General features: G+C 69.4%; 17 protein-coding genes and 1 riboswitch. Of the genes, 11 read left to right on the forward strand and 6 right to left on the reverse strand.

Annotated elements, in window-relative coordinates:
- Positions 1-3 precede the first annotated feature (3 nt).
- Both MRB47_RS00810 and MRB47_RS00815 read right to left on the reverse strand, forming a co-directional pair.
- Entirely contained in the window at positions 4-921 is a 918-nt protein-coding gene (locus MRB47_RS00810) for a PPK2 family polyphosphate kinase (protein WP_252101630.1), read from the reverse strand.
- 29 nt (positions 922-950) lie between these two features.
- Entirely contained in the window at positions 951-1,874 is a 924-nt protein-coding gene (locus MRB47_RS00815) for a LysR family transcriptional regulator (protein WP_012655259.1), read from the reverse strand.
- A gap of 71 nt (positions 1,875-1,945) precedes the next feature.
- Here MRB47_RS00815 and MRB47_RS00820 point away from each other — a divergent pair, with 71 nt between their 5' ends.
- Positions 1,946-2,434: a PACE efflux transporter gene (locus MRB47_RS00820; RefSeq protein WP_220638303.1), complete on the forward strand. Its 489-nt coding sequence runs from the start codon at positions 1,946-1,948 to the stop codon at positions 2,432-2,434.
- A 44-nt stretch (positions 2,435-2,478) separates the two neighbouring features.
- Here MRB47_RS00820 and cynR read toward each other — a convergent pair whose 3' ends face one another.
- On the reverse strand, positions 2,479-3,405 hold the full coding sequence (gene cynR, locus MRB47_RS00825) for a transcriptional regulator CynR (RefSeq protein ID WP_220638304.1): 927 nt from the start codon (positions 3,403-3,405) through the stop codon (positions 2,479-2,481).
- A 149-nt stretch (positions 3,406-3,554) separates the two neighbouring features.
- On the opposite strand from cynR, the gene MRB47_RS00830 reads away from it, so the two are divergent.
- From MRB47_RS00830 to MRB47_RS00845, 4 genes are read left to right on the forward strand one after another with little or no spacing between them, the layout of a single operon-like run.
- Positions 3,555-4,757, forward strand: coding sequence for a muconate cycloisomerase family protein (locus tag MRB47_RS00830; RefSeq protein WP_252101631.1), 1,203 nt, complete (start codon positions 3,555-3,557; stop codon positions 4,755-4,757).
- A 28-nt stretch (positions 4,758-4,785) separates the two neighbouring features.
- Positions 4,786-5,082, forward strand: a complete 297-nt coding sequence (catC, locus tag MRB47_RS00835; RefSeq protein ID WP_252101632.1) for a muconolactone Delta-isomerase — start codon at positions 4,786-4,788, stop codon at positions 5,080-5,082.
- A 45-nt stretch (positions 5,083-5,127) separates the two neighbouring features.
- On the forward strand, positions 5,128-6,051 hold the full coding sequence (locus MRB47_RS00840; protein WP_252101633.1) for a dioxygenase: 924 nt from the start codon (positions 5,128-5,130) through the stop codon (positions 6,049-6,051).
- Positions 6,052-6,077: 26 nt separating this feature from the next.
- Positions 6,078-7,070, forward strand: a complete 993-nt coding sequence (locus MRB47_RS00845; protein ID WP_252101634.1) for a tripartite tricarboxylate transporter substrate binding protein — start codon at positions 6,078-6,080, stop codon at positions 7,068-7,070.
- 86 nt (positions 7,071-7,156) lie between these two features.
- Here the strand turns inward: MRB47_RS00845 and ccoG are convergent, their stop codons facing one another.
- The gene (gene ccoG, locus MRB47_RS00850; protein ID WP_252101635.1) at positions 7,157-8,569 is read right to left on the reverse strand and encodes a cytochrome c oxidase accessory protein CcoG; all 1,413 of its coding nucleotides are present in this window, start codon (positions 8,567-8,569) and stop codon (positions 7,157-7,159) included.
- A 43-nt stretch (positions 8,570-8,612) separates the two neighbouring features.
- Positions 8,613-9,227: a ubiquinol-cytochrome c reductase iron-sulfur subunit gene (gene petA / locus MRB47_RS00855; protein ID WP_011803614.1), complete on the reverse strand. Its 615-nt coding sequence runs from the start codon at positions 9,225-9,227 to the stop codon at positions 8,613-8,615.
- Positions 9,228-9,430: 203 nt separating this feature from the next.
- Between petA and MRB47_RS00860 the strand changes: the two genes are divergently transcribed.
- From MRB47_RS00860 to MRB47_RS00875, 4 genes are all read left to right on the forward strand, one after another.
- Positions 9,431-10,783 (forward strand): sigma-54 interaction domain-containing protein, encoded by a 1,353-nt coding sequence (locus MRB47_RS00860; RefSeq protein ID WP_252101636.1) that lies wholly within the window; start codon positions 9,431-9,433, stop codon positions 10,781-10,783.
- Positions 10,784-10,949: 166 nt separating this feature from the next.
- Positions 10,950-11,071: riboswitch (S-adenosyl-L-homocysteine riboswitch) on the forward strand.
- Positions 11,072-11,101: 30 nt separating this feature from the next.
- A complete protein-coding gene (gene metH / locus MRB47_RS00865) occupies positions 11,102-13,891 on the forward strand; it encodes a methionine synthase (protein ID WP_252101637.1) in 2,790 nt (929 codons plus the stop codon).
- A 35-nt stretch (positions 13,892-13,926) separates the two neighbouring features.
- Positions 13,927-15,528: a murein L,D-transpeptidase gene (locus tag MRB47_RS00870; RefSeq protein ID WP_252101638.1), complete on the forward strand. Its 1,602-nt coding sequence runs from the start codon at positions 13,927-13,929 to the stop codon at positions 15,526-15,528.
- A gap of 33 nt (positions 15,529-15,561) precedes the next feature.
- Positions 15,562-16,134, forward strand: a complete 573-nt coding sequence (locus tag MRB47_RS00875) for a YcbK family protein (RefSeq protein ID WP_252101639.1) — start codon at positions 15,562-15,564, stop codon at positions 16,132-16,134.
- Positions 16,135-16,203: 69 nt separating this feature from the next.
- Here the strand turns inward: MRB47_RS00875 and MRB47_RS00880 are convergent, their stop codons facing one another.
- On the reverse strand, positions 16,204-16,740 hold the full coding sequence (locus tag MRB47_RS00880; protein WP_012655272.1) for a shikimate kinase: 537 nt from the start codon (positions 16,738-16,740) through the stop codon (positions 16,204-16,206).
- Positions 16,741-16,871: 131 nt separating this feature from the next.
- On the opposite strand from MRB47_RS00880, the gene MRB47_RS00885 reads away from it, so the two are divergent.
- Together MRB47_RS00885 and MRB47_RS00890 are read left to right on the forward strand one after the other, a co-directional pair.
- Positions 16,872-17,789, forward strand: a complete 918-nt coding sequence (locus MRB47_RS00885; RefSeq protein WP_252101640.1) for a YihY/virulence factor BrkB family protein — start codon at positions 16,872-16,874, stop codon at positions 17,787-17,789.
- 125 nt (positions 17,790-17,914) lie between these two features.
- Positions 17,915-18,757: a glycine zipper 2TM domain-containing protein gene (locus tag MRB47_RS00890; protein WP_252101641.1), complete on the forward strand. Its 843-nt coding sequence runs from the start codon at positions 17,915-17,917 to the stop codon at positions 18,755-18,757.
- The last annotated feature ends 65 nt before the right edge of the window (positions 18,758-18,822 follow it).

Genomic DNA, 18,822 nt, shown 5'->3' on the forward strand with positions numbered 1-18,822 from the left:
GCCCTATTTGACTGTGAACTTTTCCAGCGCGGGGTCGCCCGGGGGGTAGCGCAGTTCCAACCGCTGCAGCACACCGCGCAGCACGCTGGCGATCATCAGATTGCGGTGCGTCTTGGAGTCGGCGGGCACGATGGTCCACGGCGCCCACGGGGTGTGCGTGGCGGGCAGGAAGGCCTCATAGGCGCGCTGGTAGGCGTCCCACTGCTCGCGCACCTGGATGTCGCCCATGTCGAACTTCCAGTGTTTGGTGGGGTCGTCCAGGCGCTCCTGCAGGCGCTGGCGCTGCTCGTCCTTGCTGATGTGCAGCATGAACTTCATGACCACCGTGCCCGTTTCGGCCAGCAGCCGCTCGAAGTCGTTGATGTGCGCATAGCGCTGGCGCTGCTGCTCGGGCGTGATCCAGCCGTTCACCACGGGCACCAGCACGTCCTCGTAATGGCTGCGGTTGAACACGGTGAGCTCGCCCGCGCCCGGCACCTGGCGGTGGATGCGCCACAGGTAGTCGTGCGCGCGCTCCAGCTCGGTGGGCGCCTTCCAGCCCACGGCATGCACGCCCAGGGCGCTCATGCGGCCGAACACGCCGCGCACGGTGCCGTCCTTGCCGGCGGTGTCCATGCCTTGCAGCACCACCAGCAGCTTGTAGCGGCGGTCGGCGTACAGCAGGTCCTGCAGCGCGTCCAGCTCCAGCGCCAGCTCCTCCACGCGGGCCTTGTCCAGTGCCTTGTCGCCGCAGGAAAAGGGCTTGGCGCCAGGGTCGTAGTCCTTCAGGTGCAGCGCGCCGTTGTCCTTGTCGGCATGCTTGCCGTTCTTGTCGTTCTTGCCGTTGCCGCCGTTCGGGGCGAAGTCCTTGGGCTGCCACTGGCGCCATTGCTTGGCCAGCGCGTCGTCGGCGATGTCAAAGGGTGGCAGGTAGGTGGGCATGAACGCTCCTCAAGATGGTCAGTGCCTGGCTATTGTGGCGCCGGGCTGCTGCCGGGCCGCTGGCGCGCCATCAACTCTACGAAGCGGCGTGCGCCCAGGCCCAGCGGGCGCTCGCGCGACCAGACCACGTCCACCCACAACTGGGCGCCGTTGCTCAGATTCTCCAGGGGCAGTTCCACCAGCGTGCCGGCGGCGATGCGCGGCGCCACCAGCGCGCGCGGCTGCCAGCCCCAGCCCAGGCCTGCCTCGATCAAGCCCAGCGCGGCCAAGTGGCTGTCGGTGCGCCAATGGTGGCGCGCGTAGACGAAGCGCGCATCGGTCTGCCCCAGGTCGCGCCCGGCCACGACGATCTGGCGCGTGCCGGCCAGGTGTTCCTCGCGCAGGCCTGCAGGGCCCGCACCCGCCGCGCGCGGCGCCAGCAGCGGATGTTGCGGCGCGATGACGGCCACCAGGGTTTCGCTGCCCACCTCCTGGAAGTCTTCCCGCCCGTCCAGGCTGGGGCGCTCGAACACCAGCGCGAGCTGGGCGCGCCCGGCATGCAGCAGGGCCAGCGCATCGGCCTGGGGCGCGGCCAGCACCTCCACTTGCAGCAGCGGGTAGTCCTGCGCCAGCGTGGCCAGCGGGCCGTGCCAGCGCGCGGCCAATAGCTCGGGTGCAATGGCCAGGGTCAGGCGCTCCTCCAGCCCCTGGGTCAGCGCCAGCGCCTGGGTATTGAGCTGCTGCAGCTGCGCCGCCAGCGCGCGTGCCTGCGGCTCCAGCGCACGCGCGGCCGCCGTGGGGCGCGGCTCGCGGCCGCTGCGGTCGAACAGGGGCATGTCCAGCTCGGCTTCCAGCTGGGCGATGGCCATGCTCACGGCCGAGGGCACGCGCGACAGCGCCCGCGCCGCGGCGGAGAACGAGCCGCGGTCCAGCACGGCCAGGAACACGAGGACGTTGTCGGAAGTGAAGGCCATGCGCCAATCTATCAATATTTCTGAAAGAAGATGACTTTTTCCTTCAGATTTCACTCCCTATACTGCGCCGCATGAGTGCAACAACACATGCTGTCGGCCTGCAGGGGCCGAAGCGCCGGGTGGTCTTTGTCACCCTTTACGAAATCATCGCGATCATCGTCTCCAGCCTGCTCTTCATGGCCATTGGCCAGGGCGCGGGCGCTTCGGGGGTGATGGCCGTCGTCGCGTCCGCGCTGGCCATCGCCTGGAACGTGACCTTCAACGCCCTGTTCGAGCGCTGGGAGGCGCGCCAGCGCGTCAAGGGCCGCTCCGTACTGCGGCGCGTGGTGCACGCCGTGGGCTTCGAGGGCGGTCTAGCGTTGGTCCTCATCCCACTGATGGCCTGGTGGTTCGGCGTGAGCCTGTGGCAGGCCACGGTGATGGAGGCCGGCCTGCTGCTGTTTTTCCTTGTCTACACCTACGCCTTCAATTGGGCGTTCGACCGCATCTTCGGCCTGCCCGCATCGGCCCAGGCCGTGCCTGCTGCCGCGCCAGCCGGGGTAGCGGTAGGCGCTCCTTAGTTCATAGCTGCTTGCGCTTGACTGGTAAGCGCTAGAGCCATTTTTTACTCTTGCTGTGCAACACTGCCCTGCAGGGAAGGCGGAGCAGCGGTGCGTGCGATGGCGGGCCGCAATAGCGCCACGAACTCGCGCGCCGCGGCGCTGCGCGAGGCGCCGCGGCGCCACAGCAGGCCGGCGCGGCGCACGGTGCGCGGCTCGGTGAGCACGGCGGCGCGCATGTCGGGGCCCGCGTGCAGGGCCGCGTGCTCCGCGGCGATGGTGGCCAGCGGCCCGCTGCGGCAGGCCTGCAGCAGCGCATCCACCGACTCCATCTCCACGCGCACCAGCGGCGTCACGCCCGCCTGGGCGAAGGCCGCGTCGATCAACCGGCGCGTGGCGAAGCTGGCCGGCAGCAGCGCCAGCGGCACGCCCGCCAGCTCGGCCAGCCGCAGGCGCTGCCTGCGCGCCAGCGGGTGGCCCTGGTGCACCACCAGATGCATGCGTTCCTCGAACAGCGGCTCGGCCTCGATCTCCTCGCGGCTCGCGGGATGGAAGGCGATGCCGAGATCCAGCCGGCCGGCGATCAGCAGTTCCTCGATCTGGCCGCTGCGCAGGTCGCGCACGGTGAGCTGTACGCCCGGGTAGCGCGCGCTGAAGGCGGCCACCGCGTCGGGCACGAAGCGCGTAAGAAAGGTGGGGATCACGCCCACCTGGAGCGTGCCGGTCTGCAGCGCGCTCATGTCTGCCACGGCCTGCCGCCCGGCTTCCAGCTCCTGCAGCGCGCGCGCCGCGTGGTCGCGAAAGGCATGGCCCGCCTGCGACAGGCGCAGCCCGCGCCCCAGGCGGTCAAAGAGCGGCACGCCCAACTCGGCCTCCAGCTGGCGCAGGCCGTGCGAGAGCGTGGACTGTGTGACGAACAGCGCATCCGCCGAGCGGGTGAGGTGCTCGGTCTCGGCCACGCTCAAGAAGTACCGCAACTGGCGCAGTTCCATGGGTGCAATCCGTTCTAAGGGTTAACCCTAAAACCTGTGACTGTTCGATGGCGTCGAACAAAAACTGCAATATATCTCATTGGATTCGCCCCGATGGCAGCGCTAAGGTCATGGCCCGTAACGCTTTTTTCCGCCACGGCCCGCTTTCCATGACGACTTCTCCTTCCGCTTCCGTGCTGCGCATCGAACGCATCCAGGCACGCATCCTGGACATCCCCACGATCCGCCCGCACAAGCTCTCGTTCGGCGCCATCCAGCGCCAGAGCCCCGTGATCGTGCAGCTGTGGCTGAGCGATGGTGCCAGCGGCTTCGGCGAGGCCGCGACCATCGGCGGTCCCTCGTGGAACGAGGAATCGCCCGAGAGCATCCGGCACGCCATCGACAGCTACCTTGCGCCTGCCGTGATCGGCCAGGACGCGGGCCGCTTCGAGCAGTTGCTGCACCGCATGGACTTGGCCTGCAAGGGCAATCGCTTTGCCAAGAGCGCCGTGGAGCAGGCTGCCATCGACGCCGTGGCGCGCAGCCTGGGCCTGCCCGTGTGGCAACTGCTGGGCGGCAAGCAGCGCGAGAGCCTGCCCCTGGCCTGGACGCTGGCCAGCGGCGACTCCGCCAAGGACATCGAGGAGGCCGAGAAGATGCTGGCCGCGCGCCGCCACCGCATCTTCAAGCTGAAGATCGGCGCGCGCGCCCCGCAGGACGACGTGGCGCACGTGGCACGCATCGCCCGCGCGCTGGACGGCCGCGCCAGCATGACGGTGGACGTGAACCAGGCCTGGGACGGCGCCACCGCGCGCCGCTACCTGCCCGAGATGATCGACGCCGGCGTGGGCCTGATCGAGCAGCCCGTGGCCCAGTGGAACGAGGAGGCGCTGCGCCAGCTCACCGCCACGCTGCCCCACACCGCGCTGGTGATGGCCGACGAGACCGTCTGCACGCCGCAGGACGCGATGCGCCTGGCGCGCCACAACGCCTGCCATGTGTTCTCGCTCAAGATCGCCAAGCACGGCGGCCTGCTGCGCACGCGCGCCGTGGCCGACGTGGCGCGCGCCGCCGACATCGGCTGGTACGGCGGCACGATGCTGGAGACCTCCGTCGGCAGCGCTGCCTCGGCCCATGTGTTTGCCACGCTGGGCGGCACGCACCACAACTGCGAGCTGTTCGGCCCGCAGCTGCTGGTGGACGACATCGTGGAGCAGCAGATGGCCATTTCCGACTTCGCGCTGCAGTTGCCCGACGGGCCGGGCTTCGGCCTCACCGTGGTGCCCGAGCGGCTCGACCGCTTCGACCGTGCACGCCAGGGCCTCACGCCCGTGCACGTGGACCTGGGCCGCGCCAGCGCGCAGCCCGCCTGAACCCCTTTTTTTGCCAGGAGAAACCCAGATGCTGTTCCTCGTTCGCATGGATGTGAAGATTCCCCACGACCTGCCCGCCGCGCAGGCCGACGAAATCAAGGCCCGCGAGAAGACGTACTCGCAAGACCTGCAGCGTGATGGCCGCTGGCGCCACATCTGGCGCGTGGTGGGCGAGTACGCCAACTACAGCGTGTTCGACGTGCAGTCCAACGACGAGCTGCACCAGCTGCTGTCGCAGCTGCCGCTGTTTCCCTACATGGACATCCACGTGACGCCGCTGGCCAACCATCCGTCGGCCATCGTGCAGGAAGGCGCCGCCGGCTGACGCACGGCCCCCGACACCCCACATTCCATCCCACAGGAGAGAGACATGGCCGAATACACCGCCCAGCAGTTGCTGGACATCGTCAACACCGTACACGTGGCCGAGGGCAATGCCCGCGTGCGCCAGATCACGCAGCGCATCGTCACGGACCTGTTCCGCACCATCGAAGAGCTGGACGTGACGCCCGACGAGTTCTGGGCCGGCGTGGGCTGGCTCACGCGCCTGGGCGCCAGCGGCCAGACGGGCCTGATCACCGCCGGCCTGGGCTTTGACCGCCTGATCGACATCCGCATGGACGAGGCCGACGAGCGCGCCCAGCGCGCCGCGGGCACGCCGCGCGCCATCGAGGGCCCGTTGTTCGTGGCCGGCGCGCCGCTGTCCGAGCGCGAGGTGCGCCTGGACGAGGGCGAGGAGCCGCCGCGCGGCGAGGTGGTGGTGATGGAAGGCCGCGTGCTCGACACCGACGGCCAGCCCGTGGCCGGCGCGCTGGTGGACGTGTGGCACGCCAACGAACTGGGCCGCTACTCGCACTTCGACCCCGACCAGGCGCCCTACCACCTGCGCCGCAAGATCCGCACGGGGGCGGACGGCAGCTATCGCTTTCGCAGCTTCATCCCACCGGGCTACGCCATCCCGCCGGGCAGCCCCACGGCCGAACTGTTCGACGCCCTGGGCCGCCATGGCAACCGACCCGCGCACATCCACTTCCTGGTGGTGGCAGACGGCCTGCGCACGCTGACCACGCAGGTCAACATTCCGGGCGACAGCTTCCTGGACGACGACTTCGCCTTCGCCACGCGCGACGGCCTGGTGGTCACGCTGGAGCCGGGCACGCCCGCCGCCGGCTATGAATCGCTGGGCATCAGCGCGCCGTTCACCCGCGTGCGCTTTGACTTCGTGCTGCAAAAGGCCCTGTCGGCCGACGAGCAGCGCCCCGAGGCACGCATGGACCGCGTGGCCGCCGCCTGACATCCTGGACCTGAGGTAGACACACCATGACTTTCTCCCGCCGCATTGCCCTGCTGGGCGCCTGCACCCTGGCCGCCGCAGGCCTGCTGCCCGCCGCCGCCGTGGCCCAGCCCGACGCCAACTGGCCTTCCAAGCCCATCAAGTGGGTCGTGCCCTTCCCTCCGGGCGGCGCCATGGACGTGATTGCCCGCACGCTGGGCGAGAAGGCCGGCCGCACGCTGGGCCAGCCCTTCGTGATCGAGAACCGTCCCGGCGCGGGCGGCAACATCGGAGCCGACGCCGTGGCCAAGTCGCCGGCCGATGGCTACACCATCATGATCACGTCCATCGGCATGGCCACCAACAAGGCGCTGTACCCGCGCCTGAGCTACGACCCGGTGAAGGACTTCGCGCCCATCAGCCTGCTGGCCATCGTGCCCAACGTGCTGGTGGTGAACACCGCCAAGACGACCGACAAGTCCGTGGCCGACGTGATCGCCCATGCCAAGCGCGACCCCGGCAAACTCACCTATGCCTCGGCCGGCAACGGTACCTCCATTCACCTGGCGGGCGAGGTGTTCGCCTCCATGGCCGGGTTGAACCTGCTGCACGTGCCCTACAAGGGCAGCGGCCCGGCCGTGACCGACATGCTGGGCGGCCAGGTGGACCTGATGTTCGACAGCATCACCTCGGCGCGCCCGCACATCCAGGCCGGCAAGCTGCGCGCGCTGGGCGTGACCAGCGCCAAGCGCTCGGCCACGCTGCCCGACGTGCCCACCATCGCCGAGGCCGGCGTGCCGGGCTACGAGGTCTCGCCCTGGTTCGCCGTGTTCGCGCCCGCGGGCACGCCGGCGGCCATCGTGAACAAGATCAACGCCGCGCTGATCGACGCCATGAAGCAGCCCGATACCGTGGCCAAGTTCGAGACCATCGGCGCCGAGCCCATCGGCACCACGCCGCAGCAGCTGGCCACGCACCTGGACAAGGAGTTGGCCCGCTGGGGTGCGCTGATCAAGGAGCGCAACATCCGCATGGATTGATAGCGAAGTTGCTATGAAATAAGGAGCTTTCAGCGCTTGATAGAAGGGCGCTGGAAGCTCTTTTGGCTTGTGATGTGCGGCCGCGCCTAGCGCGGCACCAGGAACACGGTCTTTTCCGACACCTGCGCCCGGTCGCCCAGCGCCTGTACGTCCAGGTGCACGGTGTGCGAACCGGCGGGCGCGGCGCCATAGGGCACCTGCAGCCGCACCGCCACCCAGCGCGACTCGGCGGGGCCGATCTCCACTTCGGGCTCCGAGGCCACCTGCAGCCCCTGCAGGCCGCTGGCCGTGATGCGGTAGCGCTGGGGCTGCTCGGTGGCATTCATGACCTGCACGCGGTAGATGTTCTCCAGTTGCCCACCCGCCACCACGCGCGAGAGCGCGGCACGGTCGCGCACCACATCCACCTTCAGCGGCGTGCGCGTGACCAGGCTGGCCAGCATGGCCGTGCACAGCGCCAGCAGCACGGCGCTGTAGAACAGCACGCGCGGGCGCAGCACGCGGCGCAGCATCTGTGCGCTGCTCCAGCGGTTTTGCATGCCGTTTTGCGTGGCGTAGCGGATCAACCCGCGCGGGTACTGCACCTTGTCCATCACGGTGTTGCAGGCGTCCACGCACATCCCGCAGCCAATGCACTCGTACTGCAGGCCCTTGCGGATGTCGATGCCCGTGGGGCACACCTGCACGCACAGCGAGCAGTCGATGCAGTCGCCCAGGCCGGCGGCCTTGGCGTCTACCTTCTTGCTGCGCGCGGCGCGCGGCTCGCCGCGCTGGGTGTCGTAGGTGACGATGAGCGTGTCCTTGTCGAACATTGCGCTCTGAAAGCGTGCATACGGGCACATGTACTTGCACACCTGCTCGCGCATGTAGCCCGCGAAGCCATAGGTGGCGAAGCTGTAGAACCCCACCCAGAAGATCTGCCAGGTGCCGTGCAGCGCCAGCAGCTCGCCGCCCAGCTGGCGGATGGGCACGAAGTAGCCCACGAACGTGAATCCGGTCCATAGCGCCACCGACACCCAGGCGAGCTGCTTGAGCGTCTTGCGCCACAGCTTCTCGAAGGTCCACGGGCCCTTGTCCAGCCGCATGCGCGCGCTACGGTCGCCTTCGGTCAGGCGCTCCAGCCACAGGAACAGCTCGGTGTACACCGTCTGCGGGCAGGCAAAACCGCACCACAGCCGCCCCGCCACCGCCGTGAACAGGAACAGCGACAGCGCCGACATGATGAGCAGGCCGGTGAGGTAGATGAAGTCCTGCGGGTACAGCACCAGGCCGAACAGGTAAAAGCGCCGCGCGCCCAGGTCGAACAGCACCATCTGGCGCTCGCCCCACTGCCACCAGGGCAGGCCGTAGAACACCCCCTGGGTGAGCAGCACCAGTGCCCAGCGCCAGCGCGTGAACACGCCGCCGATGGCGCGCGGGTAGATCTTCTTCTTGGCTTCGTACAGGTCGACGTAGACGTCGCGTTCGGCAGCGGGGGGCTGGGTCTGTGGGGCGGGCATGGAAGGGGCGTGGTTGTGATGGTCTTGGGCGAAGGGCGGTCGATCAGGCGCTGGCGCTGTCCTCGCCGATCAGCAGCCGCGTGGCGCTCAGGAAGCGGTGCGGCGGCACCTCCAGGTTCGTCGGGGCGGGCTTGTTGCGGTACACGCGACCCGCGTTGTCGAACGTGGAGCCATGGCAGGGGCAGAAGAAGCCCCCGGGCCAGCCCGCGCCCAGGCCGGACTGCGGCGCGCCCGGGGCCACGGCCGTGGGCGAGCAACCCAGGTGCGTGCAGATGCCGATGGCCACGAAGACCTCCGGCTGGATGGAGCGGTGGGTATTGCGCGCGTAGTCGGGCTGCTGGTCCTTGGCCGATGCGGGGTCGGCCAACTGTGCCTCCAGCCCCTGCAGCGACTGCAGCATCTCCGGCGTGCGCCGCACGATCCAGACGGGTTTGCCGCGCCACTCCACCGTGAGCATGCCGCCCGGCGGCAGGCCTGCGATGTCCACCTCCACGGCCGCGCCCAGGGAACGCGCGCGTTCGCTGGGCGCCAGGCTGCTGACCAGGGGCACGGCCGCGCCGACGGCTGCCAGGCCCCCGGCGGCGGCCGTGGCGTGGATCAGGGTGCGGCGTTCTGCGTCGGGCGCAGCGCAGGTGCACGAGGCGGGGAGGGCAGTCATGGCGATTCCTTCACGATGGGCGCGGCCAAGGGGCCGCGCGCTTGCTTGTCCTGACTCAAGAGCCGTGCCAGCCTGGCTGCGCGGCACTCCGTGCGAAATCTCCATGTGGAACAAAGGCTTGCATCCACCCAAGGAGTCAGCGCTGCCATGGTGGACGGCAGAAACACTGCCAATGCATGCCATTTGTGACACCATATGTCACCATGGCCGACATCCCTGATCTTTCCCCCACCCCGGCGCAGGTGGCGCAGACCGCGCTGCTCGCCTCCTGGCTGGAGGGGCTGCCCGAGCCGCACATCCTGTTCGACCGCGGCTACCGCATCGTGGCCGCCAACGGCGCCTACCGTCGCCAGTTCGGCCAGGGCGCGCCGGTGGTGGGGCGCACCTGCCATGCGGTCTCGCACCATTCGCCCGTGCCGTGCGACCAGGCGGGCGAGACCTGCCCGCTGGCGCGCTCGCTCTTCAGTGGCCAGCGCGAGCGCGTGCTGCACCTGCACCACACCCCGGCGGGCGAGGAATATGTGCAGATCGAACTGGTGCCGCTGCGCGACGAGGCGGGCCAGCCCCAGTACTTTCTGGAGAAGATGGAGCCGCTGCGCATTGCCCAGGGGCAGCCGGGCGCGCTGGGCATGATCGGGCGCGCGCCCGCGTTCCAGGCCGTGCTGGAGCTGATCGCGCGCGTGGGCCCGTCGCAGGCCAGCGTGCTGCTGCTGGGCGAGTCGGGCACGGGCAAGGAGCTGGCCGCGCGCGCCGTGCACGAGGCCAGCCCGCGCGCGGGGCGGCCGCTGGTGGTGGTGGACTGCGCCAGCCTGCCCGAGACGCTGTTCGAGAGCGAACTGTTCGGCCACGAGCGTGGCGCCTTCACCGGCGCCCATGCCGCACGCGCCGGCCTGGTGGAGGCGGCGCACGGCGGCACGCTGTTCCTGGACGAGGTGGGCGACATCCCGCTCACCATGCAGGTCAAGCTGCTGCGTTTGCTGGAAAGCGGCACCTACCGCCGCGTGGGCCACACCGAGCTGCGCCGCGCGGACATCCGCCTGGTGGCGGCCACCCACCGCGACCTGCGCGCCATGGTGCGCGAGGGGCGGTTTCGCCAGGACCTGTACTACCGCCTGAGCACCTTTCCCATCCAGCTGCCCGCGCTGCGCGAACGCCCGCAGGACATTCCGCTGCTGGCGGAATCGCTCCTGCAGCGCGTGGCCGGGGGGCGGGGCCTGGTGCTTGCGCCCGCGGCGCTGCGCCGGCTGGCGCAGCACCCCTTCCCCGGCAACGTACGCGAGCTGCGCAACGTGCTGGAACGTGCCGCGCTGCTGACCGACGGCGCGGTGGTGACCGCCCATACGATCGAGCGCGCGCTCTCGTTCGATGCGCCCGCGGCGGCGCCGGCCCGCGCTGCGCAGCAGCCCGATCACGCCACCCTGCGTGACATCGAATCCGAGGCGCTGCGCGCGGCGCTGGCGGGGGGGGCCGCGTCGCGTCGCGAATTGGCGCGCGCCCTGGGGGTCAGCACGCGCACGCTGTACCGCAAGCTGCGACTGTTACGGGAGCAGGGCTGATGCTCCTTGTTTGATAGCTGTCAGCGATTGCTGTGATTGGCTTGCGGTCTGTTTTTACTTGAACCAACCACCGGCCCGTGTAGGGGCCATGTTCTGGGCGCACAGTGCACGTGGGGGTATATCCATATGCCTGCCCCCCAAAGGTGGGCCGCGTAGAATTCGACGCTTTCCCGAGGAGCGCTGCAGCGCCCGCCGGCCGGGGCCGCACAGGCGGCTCGCGCGTGGCGGCGTCAGGCTCGGGCCCACCGCGGCATGCAGCCGTGCGTGTACCAACGGCGCTCACCTGATGTGTCTGTTCTTGTTATCCAGGTGAGCCCCATGCCGTCGTCCGCCCCCGCATCTTCCGTCCCTTCGCACGCCGTGCCGCCCATGCGCCTGTCGGGGCTGGAGCCCGTGTTCATCGGCGAGGGGAGCTTGTTCGTCAACGTGGGCGAGCGCACCAACGTCACCGGCTCCAAGGCGTTCGCGCGCATGATTCTGAACGACCAGTACGAGCAGGCACTGTCGGTGGCGCGCCAGCAGGTGGAAAACGGCGCGCAGATCATCGACGTGAACATGGACGAGGCCATGCTGGACAGCAAGGCCGCGATGGTGCGCTTTCTGAACCTCATCGCCTCCGAGCCCGACATCGCCCGGGTGCCGGTGATGGTCGACTCCTCCAAGTGGGAGGTGATCGAGGCTGGCCTGCGCTGCCTGCAGGGCAAGGGCATCGTCAACTCCATCAGCCTCAAGGAAGGCGTGGAGAAGTTCAAGCACGAGGCCAAGCTCATCAAGCGCTACGGCGCCGCTGCCGTGGTCATGGCCTTCGACGAGCAGGGCCAGGCTGACAGCTACCAGCGCAAGATCGAGATCTGCGAGCGCGCCTACCGCATCCTGGTGGACGAGGTCGGTTTTCCACCCGAAGACATCATCTTCGACCCGAACATCTTCGCCATCGCCACGGGCATCGAAGAGCACGCCAACTACGCGGTCGATTTCATCGAGGCCGTGCGCTGGATCAAGCAGCATCTGCCGGGTGCCAAGGTGTCGGGCGGCGTGTCCAACGTGTCGTTCAGCTTCCGCGGCAACGAGCCGGTGCGCGAGGCGATCCACACCGTGTTCCTGTACCACGCCATCAAGGCCGGCATGGAAATGGGCATCGTCAACGCGGGCATGGTCGGCGTCTACGACGACCTCGACCCCGAGCTGCGCGAGCGTGTGGAAGACGTGGTGTTGAACCGCCGCCCCGACGCGGCCGAACGCCTGCTGGAGATCGCCGAGGCCGCCAAGGGCGCGGCCAAGGACGAGGGCAAGAAGCTCGAATGGCGCGGCACCCCCGACGCGCCCAAACCCGTGGGCGAGCGCCTGTCGCACGCGCTGGTGCACGGCATCACCGACTTCATCGTCGAAGACACCGAGGAGGCCTACCAGCAGATCGTGGTGCAAGGCGGTGGCCGCCCGCTGCACGTGATCGAAGGTCCGCTGATGGACGGCATGAACATCGTGGGCGACCTGTTCGGCGCGGGCAAGATGTTCCTGCCGCAGGTGGTCAAGAGCGCCCGCGTGATGAAGCAGGCCGTGGCCCACCTGATCCCTTACATCGAGGAAGAAAAGCGCCAGCAGGAAGTCGCCGGCCTGGATGTGTCCAGCAAGGGCAAGATCGTCATCGCCACCGTGAAGGGCGACGTGCATGACATCGGCAAGAACATCGTGACCGTCGTCCTGCAGTGCAACAACTTCGAGGTCATCAACATGGGCGTGATGGTGCCCTGCCATGAAATCCTGGCGCGCGCCAAGGCCGAAGGCGCGGACATCATCGGCCTGTCGGGCCTGATCACGCCCAGCCTGGAAGAGATGCAGTACGTGGCCGGCGAGATGGACAAGGACGAGTACTTCCGCATCAAGAAGATTCCATTGCTGATCGGTGGCGCCACCTGCTCGCGCGTGCACACGGCCGTCAAGATTGCGCCGCAGTACCAGGGCCCCGTGGTCTACGTGCCCGATGCCTCGCGCAGCGTGAGCGTGGCGCAGAGCCTGCTGGGCGAGCACAAGGACAGCTACCTGGCGGAGGTGCAGGCCGACTACGACCATGTGCGCCACCTGCATGCCAACAAGAAGAAGACGCCGGTGTGGCCGCTGGCGCAGTGCCGCGCCAACAAGACGCGCATCGACTGGGCGCATTACCAGCCGCCGGCGCCCAAGTTCATCGGCCGGCGCGTGATCAAGAACATCGACCTGGCCGAGCTGGTGCCCTTCATCGACTGGGCGCCGTACTTCCAGACCTGGGACCTGGCCGGCAAGTACCCCGACATCCTGCAGGACGAGGTGGTGGGCGAGGAAGCCACGCGCGTCTTCCGCGACGCACAGGCCATGCTCAAGAAGATCGTGGAGGGCCGCTGGCTCACGGCCCACGCCGTGGTGGGCTTCTGGCCCGCCAACACCGTGCGCGATGACGACATCGAGCTGTATGCCGATGCCGCGCGCGACAAGGTCGTGCTCACCTGGTACGGCCTGCGCCAGCAGGCCGAGAAGCAGCCCGACGCCGAGGGCCGCATGCGCCCCAGTCGCTGCCTGGCCGACTTCATCGCGCCTCGCCCGGAGGGTGGCGCACCCACGCAGGCCGACCACATTGGCGCGTTTGCCGTCACTGCCGGCATCGGCGTGGATGCCAAGGTGGCCGAGTTCATGGCCGACCACGACGACTACAGCGCCATCACCCTCAAGGCCCTGGCCGATCGCCTGGCCGAGGCCGGTGCCGAATGGCTGCACCACCGCGTGCGCACCGACTGGTGGGGCTACCAGGCGGGCGAGCGGCTGTCCAACGACGAACTGATCGCCGAGAAGTACGTGGGCATCCGCCCCGCGCCGGGCTACCCCGCATGCCCTGATCACCGGGTGAAGAAGCCGCTGTTTGCATTGCTGGGCACGGCGGACGTGGACATGGACATTACCGACAGCTACGCCATGACGCCCGCGGCCAGTGTGAGCGGCTTTTACTTCAGCCACCCCGAGAGCACCTACTTCAGCGTCGGCAAGATCGACGATGCGCAGGTGCAGGACATGGCCCAGCGCAGCGGAGTGCCCCTGGCCGAGGTGGAGCGCGCGCTCGCGCCGAATCTGGGGCTTTAGCGCCTGGTCGGCGCAGGCCATGCCAAGATCGACCCATGAACCTGCGCCTGCTGACACACCACACTGCCCCCCTGCTGCTGGCGGCCTGGATGCCGCTGGCTGCCTGGGCGAACCCGTCCTGGCTGACGGCTGACGGGCGCCCCCTGCCGGCTGCGCATGAAGCGGTGCGCTGGCTCAACGAAGCCGCAGCCGATGGGCTGGAGCCGGCCGACTATGGCGCGCAGCACCTGAGTGATGCGCTGGCGGCCGCAGCCGCCCGCGGCCTGGATGCCGCCTCCGCCGTGGCGCTCGACCAGGAGCTGACGCAGGCCGTGGAGCGCTACCTGTATGAGCTGCACGGCGGGCGCATCGATCCGGCACGGCTCAACGAGCGCTACGACCACTCCCGCCGCCCCCAGCCCGACCTGCGCGCCGCGCTGCAGGCCGCGCTGGCCGACGGCCAGATCCAGCAGGCGCGGGACGCGGCCATCCCCCGCGTGCCCATGTACCCGGCGCTGCGCGCACTGCTGGCGCAGTACCGCGCGCTGGGCGCTCACCCTGCCTGGGCGCAGCCGCTGCCCGCGCTGCCGGGCCGCAAGCTCACGCCGGGCCAGCCCTGGGCGGGCCTGGGCGTACTGGCCGAGCGGCTGGTGGCGCTGGGCGACCTGCCGCCGCAGCCCACGGGCGAGCCGCCCGCAGCGTCCGCGCCAGCGCAATACACCCCCGCATTGGTCGAGGCCGTCACGGCCTTCCAGCGCCGCCACGGGCTGGAGGCGGACGGGGTGCTGGGCGCGACCACGCTGGCGGCGCTGAATGTGCCCCCGGCCGCACGCGCCGAGCAGATCGCGCTGCAGATGGAGCGTCTGCGCTGGACGCCCGTGCTGCAGGGCCCGCGCATGATCGCCGTGAACGTGCCCGAATACCGCCTGCGCGCCTATGAGTACGCGGGTGGCAGGATCACGCTGCGCCTGTCCATGGCGGTCATCGTCGGCAAGGCGCTGGATACGCGCACGCCGCTGTTCGATGAGGACATGCAGTCCATCGAATTCAGCCCGTACTGGAACATCCCGCCGTCCATCGCCCGCGGCGAAACCGTGCCGCGCCTGCGCCGCGACCCGGGCTACCTGGCCCGGCAGGGCATGGAGTTCGTCAGCGCGGCGGGCGTGAGCACCGACGCCACACCCGAGATGCTGGGCGCCGTGCTGGCAGGCCAGGCGCGCATACGCCAGCGCCCAGGGCCGCTGAACGCGCTGGGCGATATCAAGTTCGTGCTGCCCAACAACGACAACATCTACCTGCACCACACCTCGGCGCCCACGCTGTTCGGCCGCAGCCGGCGCGACCTGAGCCACGGCTGCGTGCGTGTCGAGGAGCCGGTGGCGCTCGCCCAGTTCGTGTTGCAGGACGATCCCACCTGGACCGTGGAGCGCATCCGTGCGGCCATGGCGCAGCCCAAGCCCGTGTTCGTACGGCTGCCGCATCCGGTGCCGGTCATCATCACGCACATCACCGTGGTGGTGCAGGACGGCCGTCCGCACTTCTATGGCGACCTGTACGGCCATGACCGCAAGCTCGCCAGCCTGCTGCGCCAGCATTCGGCAAAACCCTACGATGTGGTCCGCGCGGGTAGTGCTGCCGGGGTGATCGGTCCAAAATAGCGCGTTTTTTCGCTTTTTCGAGGTTTTTCGCGCATGGCTCCACCGCTCAACCCCCACCGCCGTCTATTCCTGGGGCGCGGCGCCGCCGTCGCGCACGCCGCAGCGGCCGCGGTGCTGCTGCCCAAGGCGGCGTTGGCGTCGCTCAGCGAAGAGCAGGACCTTGCGCGGCGCCTGGCCTTCAACCACCTGCACACCCATGAGCGGCTGGCGCTGGTCTACGCCCAGGGCGAACAATTCGTTCCCGCGGCGCTGCCCACGCTCAACCACTTCCTGCGCGACCACTACAGCGGCGACGTCGGCGTGATGGACCCGGATCTGTTCCACCTGCTGCACCGCGTGCGGCAGACGCTGCAGACGCAGCAGCCGTTCGAGGTGATCTCCGGCTACCGCAGCCCCCATACCAACGAGACGCTGCGCACCACGCGCGGCGGCGGTGTGGCGCGGCGCAGCCTGCACATGGACGGCAAGGCCATCGACGTGCGCCTGCCCGGCGTGTCCCTGAGCGACCTGCGCGACGCCGCCATCTCCCTGCGGGCGGGCGGCGTGGGCTACTACGCCCGGGAACAGTTCGTGCACATCGACACCGGACGTGTGCGCAGCTGGTAAGCCTCTGCGCCGCAAGAGAACCAAGGCCCCGCATGCGGGGCCTTTTTCATGTCTGAGGAGGGGCGCTTGCTATACCGGGTCGCCCGGCGCCGCCATCTCCAGCTGCATCATGATCATGTTGACCAGCGTGTGCACCGTGGGCCGGCCGGTCTCGATGACGTAGTGCGCGGCCTCGCGGTACAGCGGGTCCCGCGCGCGGTAGAGGTCGCGCAGGCGGGCCAGCGGGTCGTCCACCTGCAGCAGGGGGCGCGTGCGGTCGTGCTTGATGCGCTTGAAGATCTCGTCGGGCGAAGCGCGCAGGTACATCACATGGGGAAAGCCGCGGCGCAGCGTGGCGCGGTTGTCCTCGCGCAGCACGGCGCCGCCGCCGGTGGACAGCACCATGCCGCCGGGCTGGGCGGCCAGCTCGGCCAGCAGCGCAGCCTCGTGGTCGCGAAAGGCCGCTTCGCCATGCTGGTCGAAATAGTCGCGGATGCTGGTGCCCAGCCGCTGCTCCAGCCGCTGGTCCAGGTCCACGAAGGGAAGCCCCAGACGGCGGGCGAGCTGGCGGCCCACCGTGGATTTGCCCGAGCCCGGCATGCCGACCAGGGCGCAACGCGTTTGCATGCTTGTCTGTCGTGGTGAGTGAGGACTGGGAAGTGTAAGAGCGTCCACCTGGTCCGTGCGGCAGCCGGTGCGCGGCCGGCTATCGGCTTGCGCCGACAGGGGGCCGGGCCCGCACTGTTCACAATCGGGCCATGCCACTGACCCTGCAGAGCCTCAAATCTATTGCCCAGCCACTGCTGCAGCGGGTGTTGCAGCCCATTGCGCCTCTGGTGCGCGCCGTGCAGATGTGGCTGGACGCCGACGGCCTGCGCATGAGCGCGGCGATGTCGTTCTACGGCATGCTGAGCCTGGCGCCGCTGTTGCTGCTGCTGGTGGGGGTGCTCGGGTGGTGGATCGACCAGGCCTACCTGGAGAGCAACCTCATCGCCCAGGTGCGCGGGGTGATGGGCGAGCGCGGCGCCGAGGTGGTGCGCCTGGCGCTGGCCAGCGCGCAGGAACCGGCCGAGGGGCGCCTCGCGTCGGTGGCCGGCTTCGTGCTGCTGCTGTCCGGCGCGACGGGGGTGTTTGTGGAGCTGCAGAGCGCGCTGGAGCGGCTGTGGGCACACGGCCAGCCCGCGCCCGAGCGCAAGGCGTGGTGGCGCATGGCCTCGCTGCGCCTGCGGGGCCTGGCCTATGTGCTGGCCATCGGCTTTCTGCTGCTGGTGTCGCTGGTGTTGTCCACGGCCATCAACGTGCTGGCCACCTGGGCCAGCGCGCGGTTGCCGTTCGGCTCGGGCACGCTGCTGCAGATCGTCAATGAGGCCGTGGCCTTCGCCGTGGCGGTGGCGCTGTTCTTGGGGCTGATGCGCATCGGCAGCGGCCCCAAGCCGCCCACGCATTGCCTGGTATTCGGCGCGGTGGTGGGCGCCACGCTGTTCACGGTGGGCAAGCAGTTGCTGGCGCTGTACCTGTCCACCGCGGCGGTGGTGTCGGCCTATGGCGCTGCGGGCTCGCTGGTGGTGCTGCTGATGTGGATCTACTTTTCGTCCGCGGTGCTGCTGTTCTCGGCCGCCAGCGCGCGAGCGCTGCACGAAACGCGTACCGCCGCCTCCGCGCCGGCGGGCCGTTGACCGCTGATTACGTCCGTTACGCCGCGCGCGGTTTTGTGAAGCAGGGCCGGCGTTAGCCTTGGCGCCGGTGCCGTGGCGGCTGCATGCGCAGCCCGCGGCTTTTCCTCTGGCAACCGAACGAGCACATGCATTCCACCTCTGCTTCCCCTGCCGCGGCCCCGTCCGCGGCTTCGCTCAAATGGCTGTGGGCCGCCGTGGGCGTGCTGGGCGTGAGTGTGCTGGCCCTGGGCGGCACGCTGCTGGCGCAGAACCTGCGCGGCGGTTCGCCTGCTGGCGACTCCGCGGCCGGCGGACCGGCTGCCACGCTGGCAGCCACTGCGCCGCGCACGCCCGAGGCGGAAGTGTTGAATGAAAAAGCGCCTCTAGCCCAGTCGCAGCAAGCGATGGCAGCTCTCGATTCAGGAGTGAATCCCGTAGCCCGGCGCGCAGCAGCGCCGCCTTCTCCGCAGGCGTATCCACAGGACGATCCACAGACGTATGCACAGGGCTATCCACAGCCGGGGGCATCGCCCTCGCCAGTGCCAACCCAGCGCGGCGAACCGCTGCAGCGGGCCGTGGCGCAGCGCAGTGCGGCGCCGGTGTGTGCCACCTGCGGGCGGGTGGAGTCGGTGCGCGCTGTCGAGCAGGCCGCGCCGGCCACGGGCGTGGGCGCGGTGGCCGGCGGTGTGCTGGGGGGCGTGCTGGGCAACCAGATCGGCAAGGGATCGGGCCGCACCGCGGCCACGGTGCTGGGCGCCGTGGGCGGCGGCTACGTGGGCCACAAGGTGGAGCAGCGCGCCCGTACCACCACGGTCTACCAGATGCGCGTGCGCATGGATGACGGTTCGGTGCGCAACTTCACGCGCGCCCAGCCGCTGGCCGAGGGCACGGCCGTGCGCGTGCAGGGCAAGAGCCTGCGCGTGGACCCGGGGGCGGATGCCGACCGCGCGGGCGTGGAGCCGGTGCGCGTAGTGGACCGGGGCTATTGAGCGCAGGGGCCTGCGCTTGACGAGAGTGGCTACCCAGGTGCTACGAAAATAAAAGCGGCCTGCGC

It is taken from the genome of Diaphorobacter sp. LI3, assembly GCF_022807955.1.
Lineage (GTDB): Bacteria > Pseudomonadota > Gammaproteobacteria > Burkholderiales > Burkholderiaceae_C > Diaphorobacter > Diaphorobacter nitroreducens.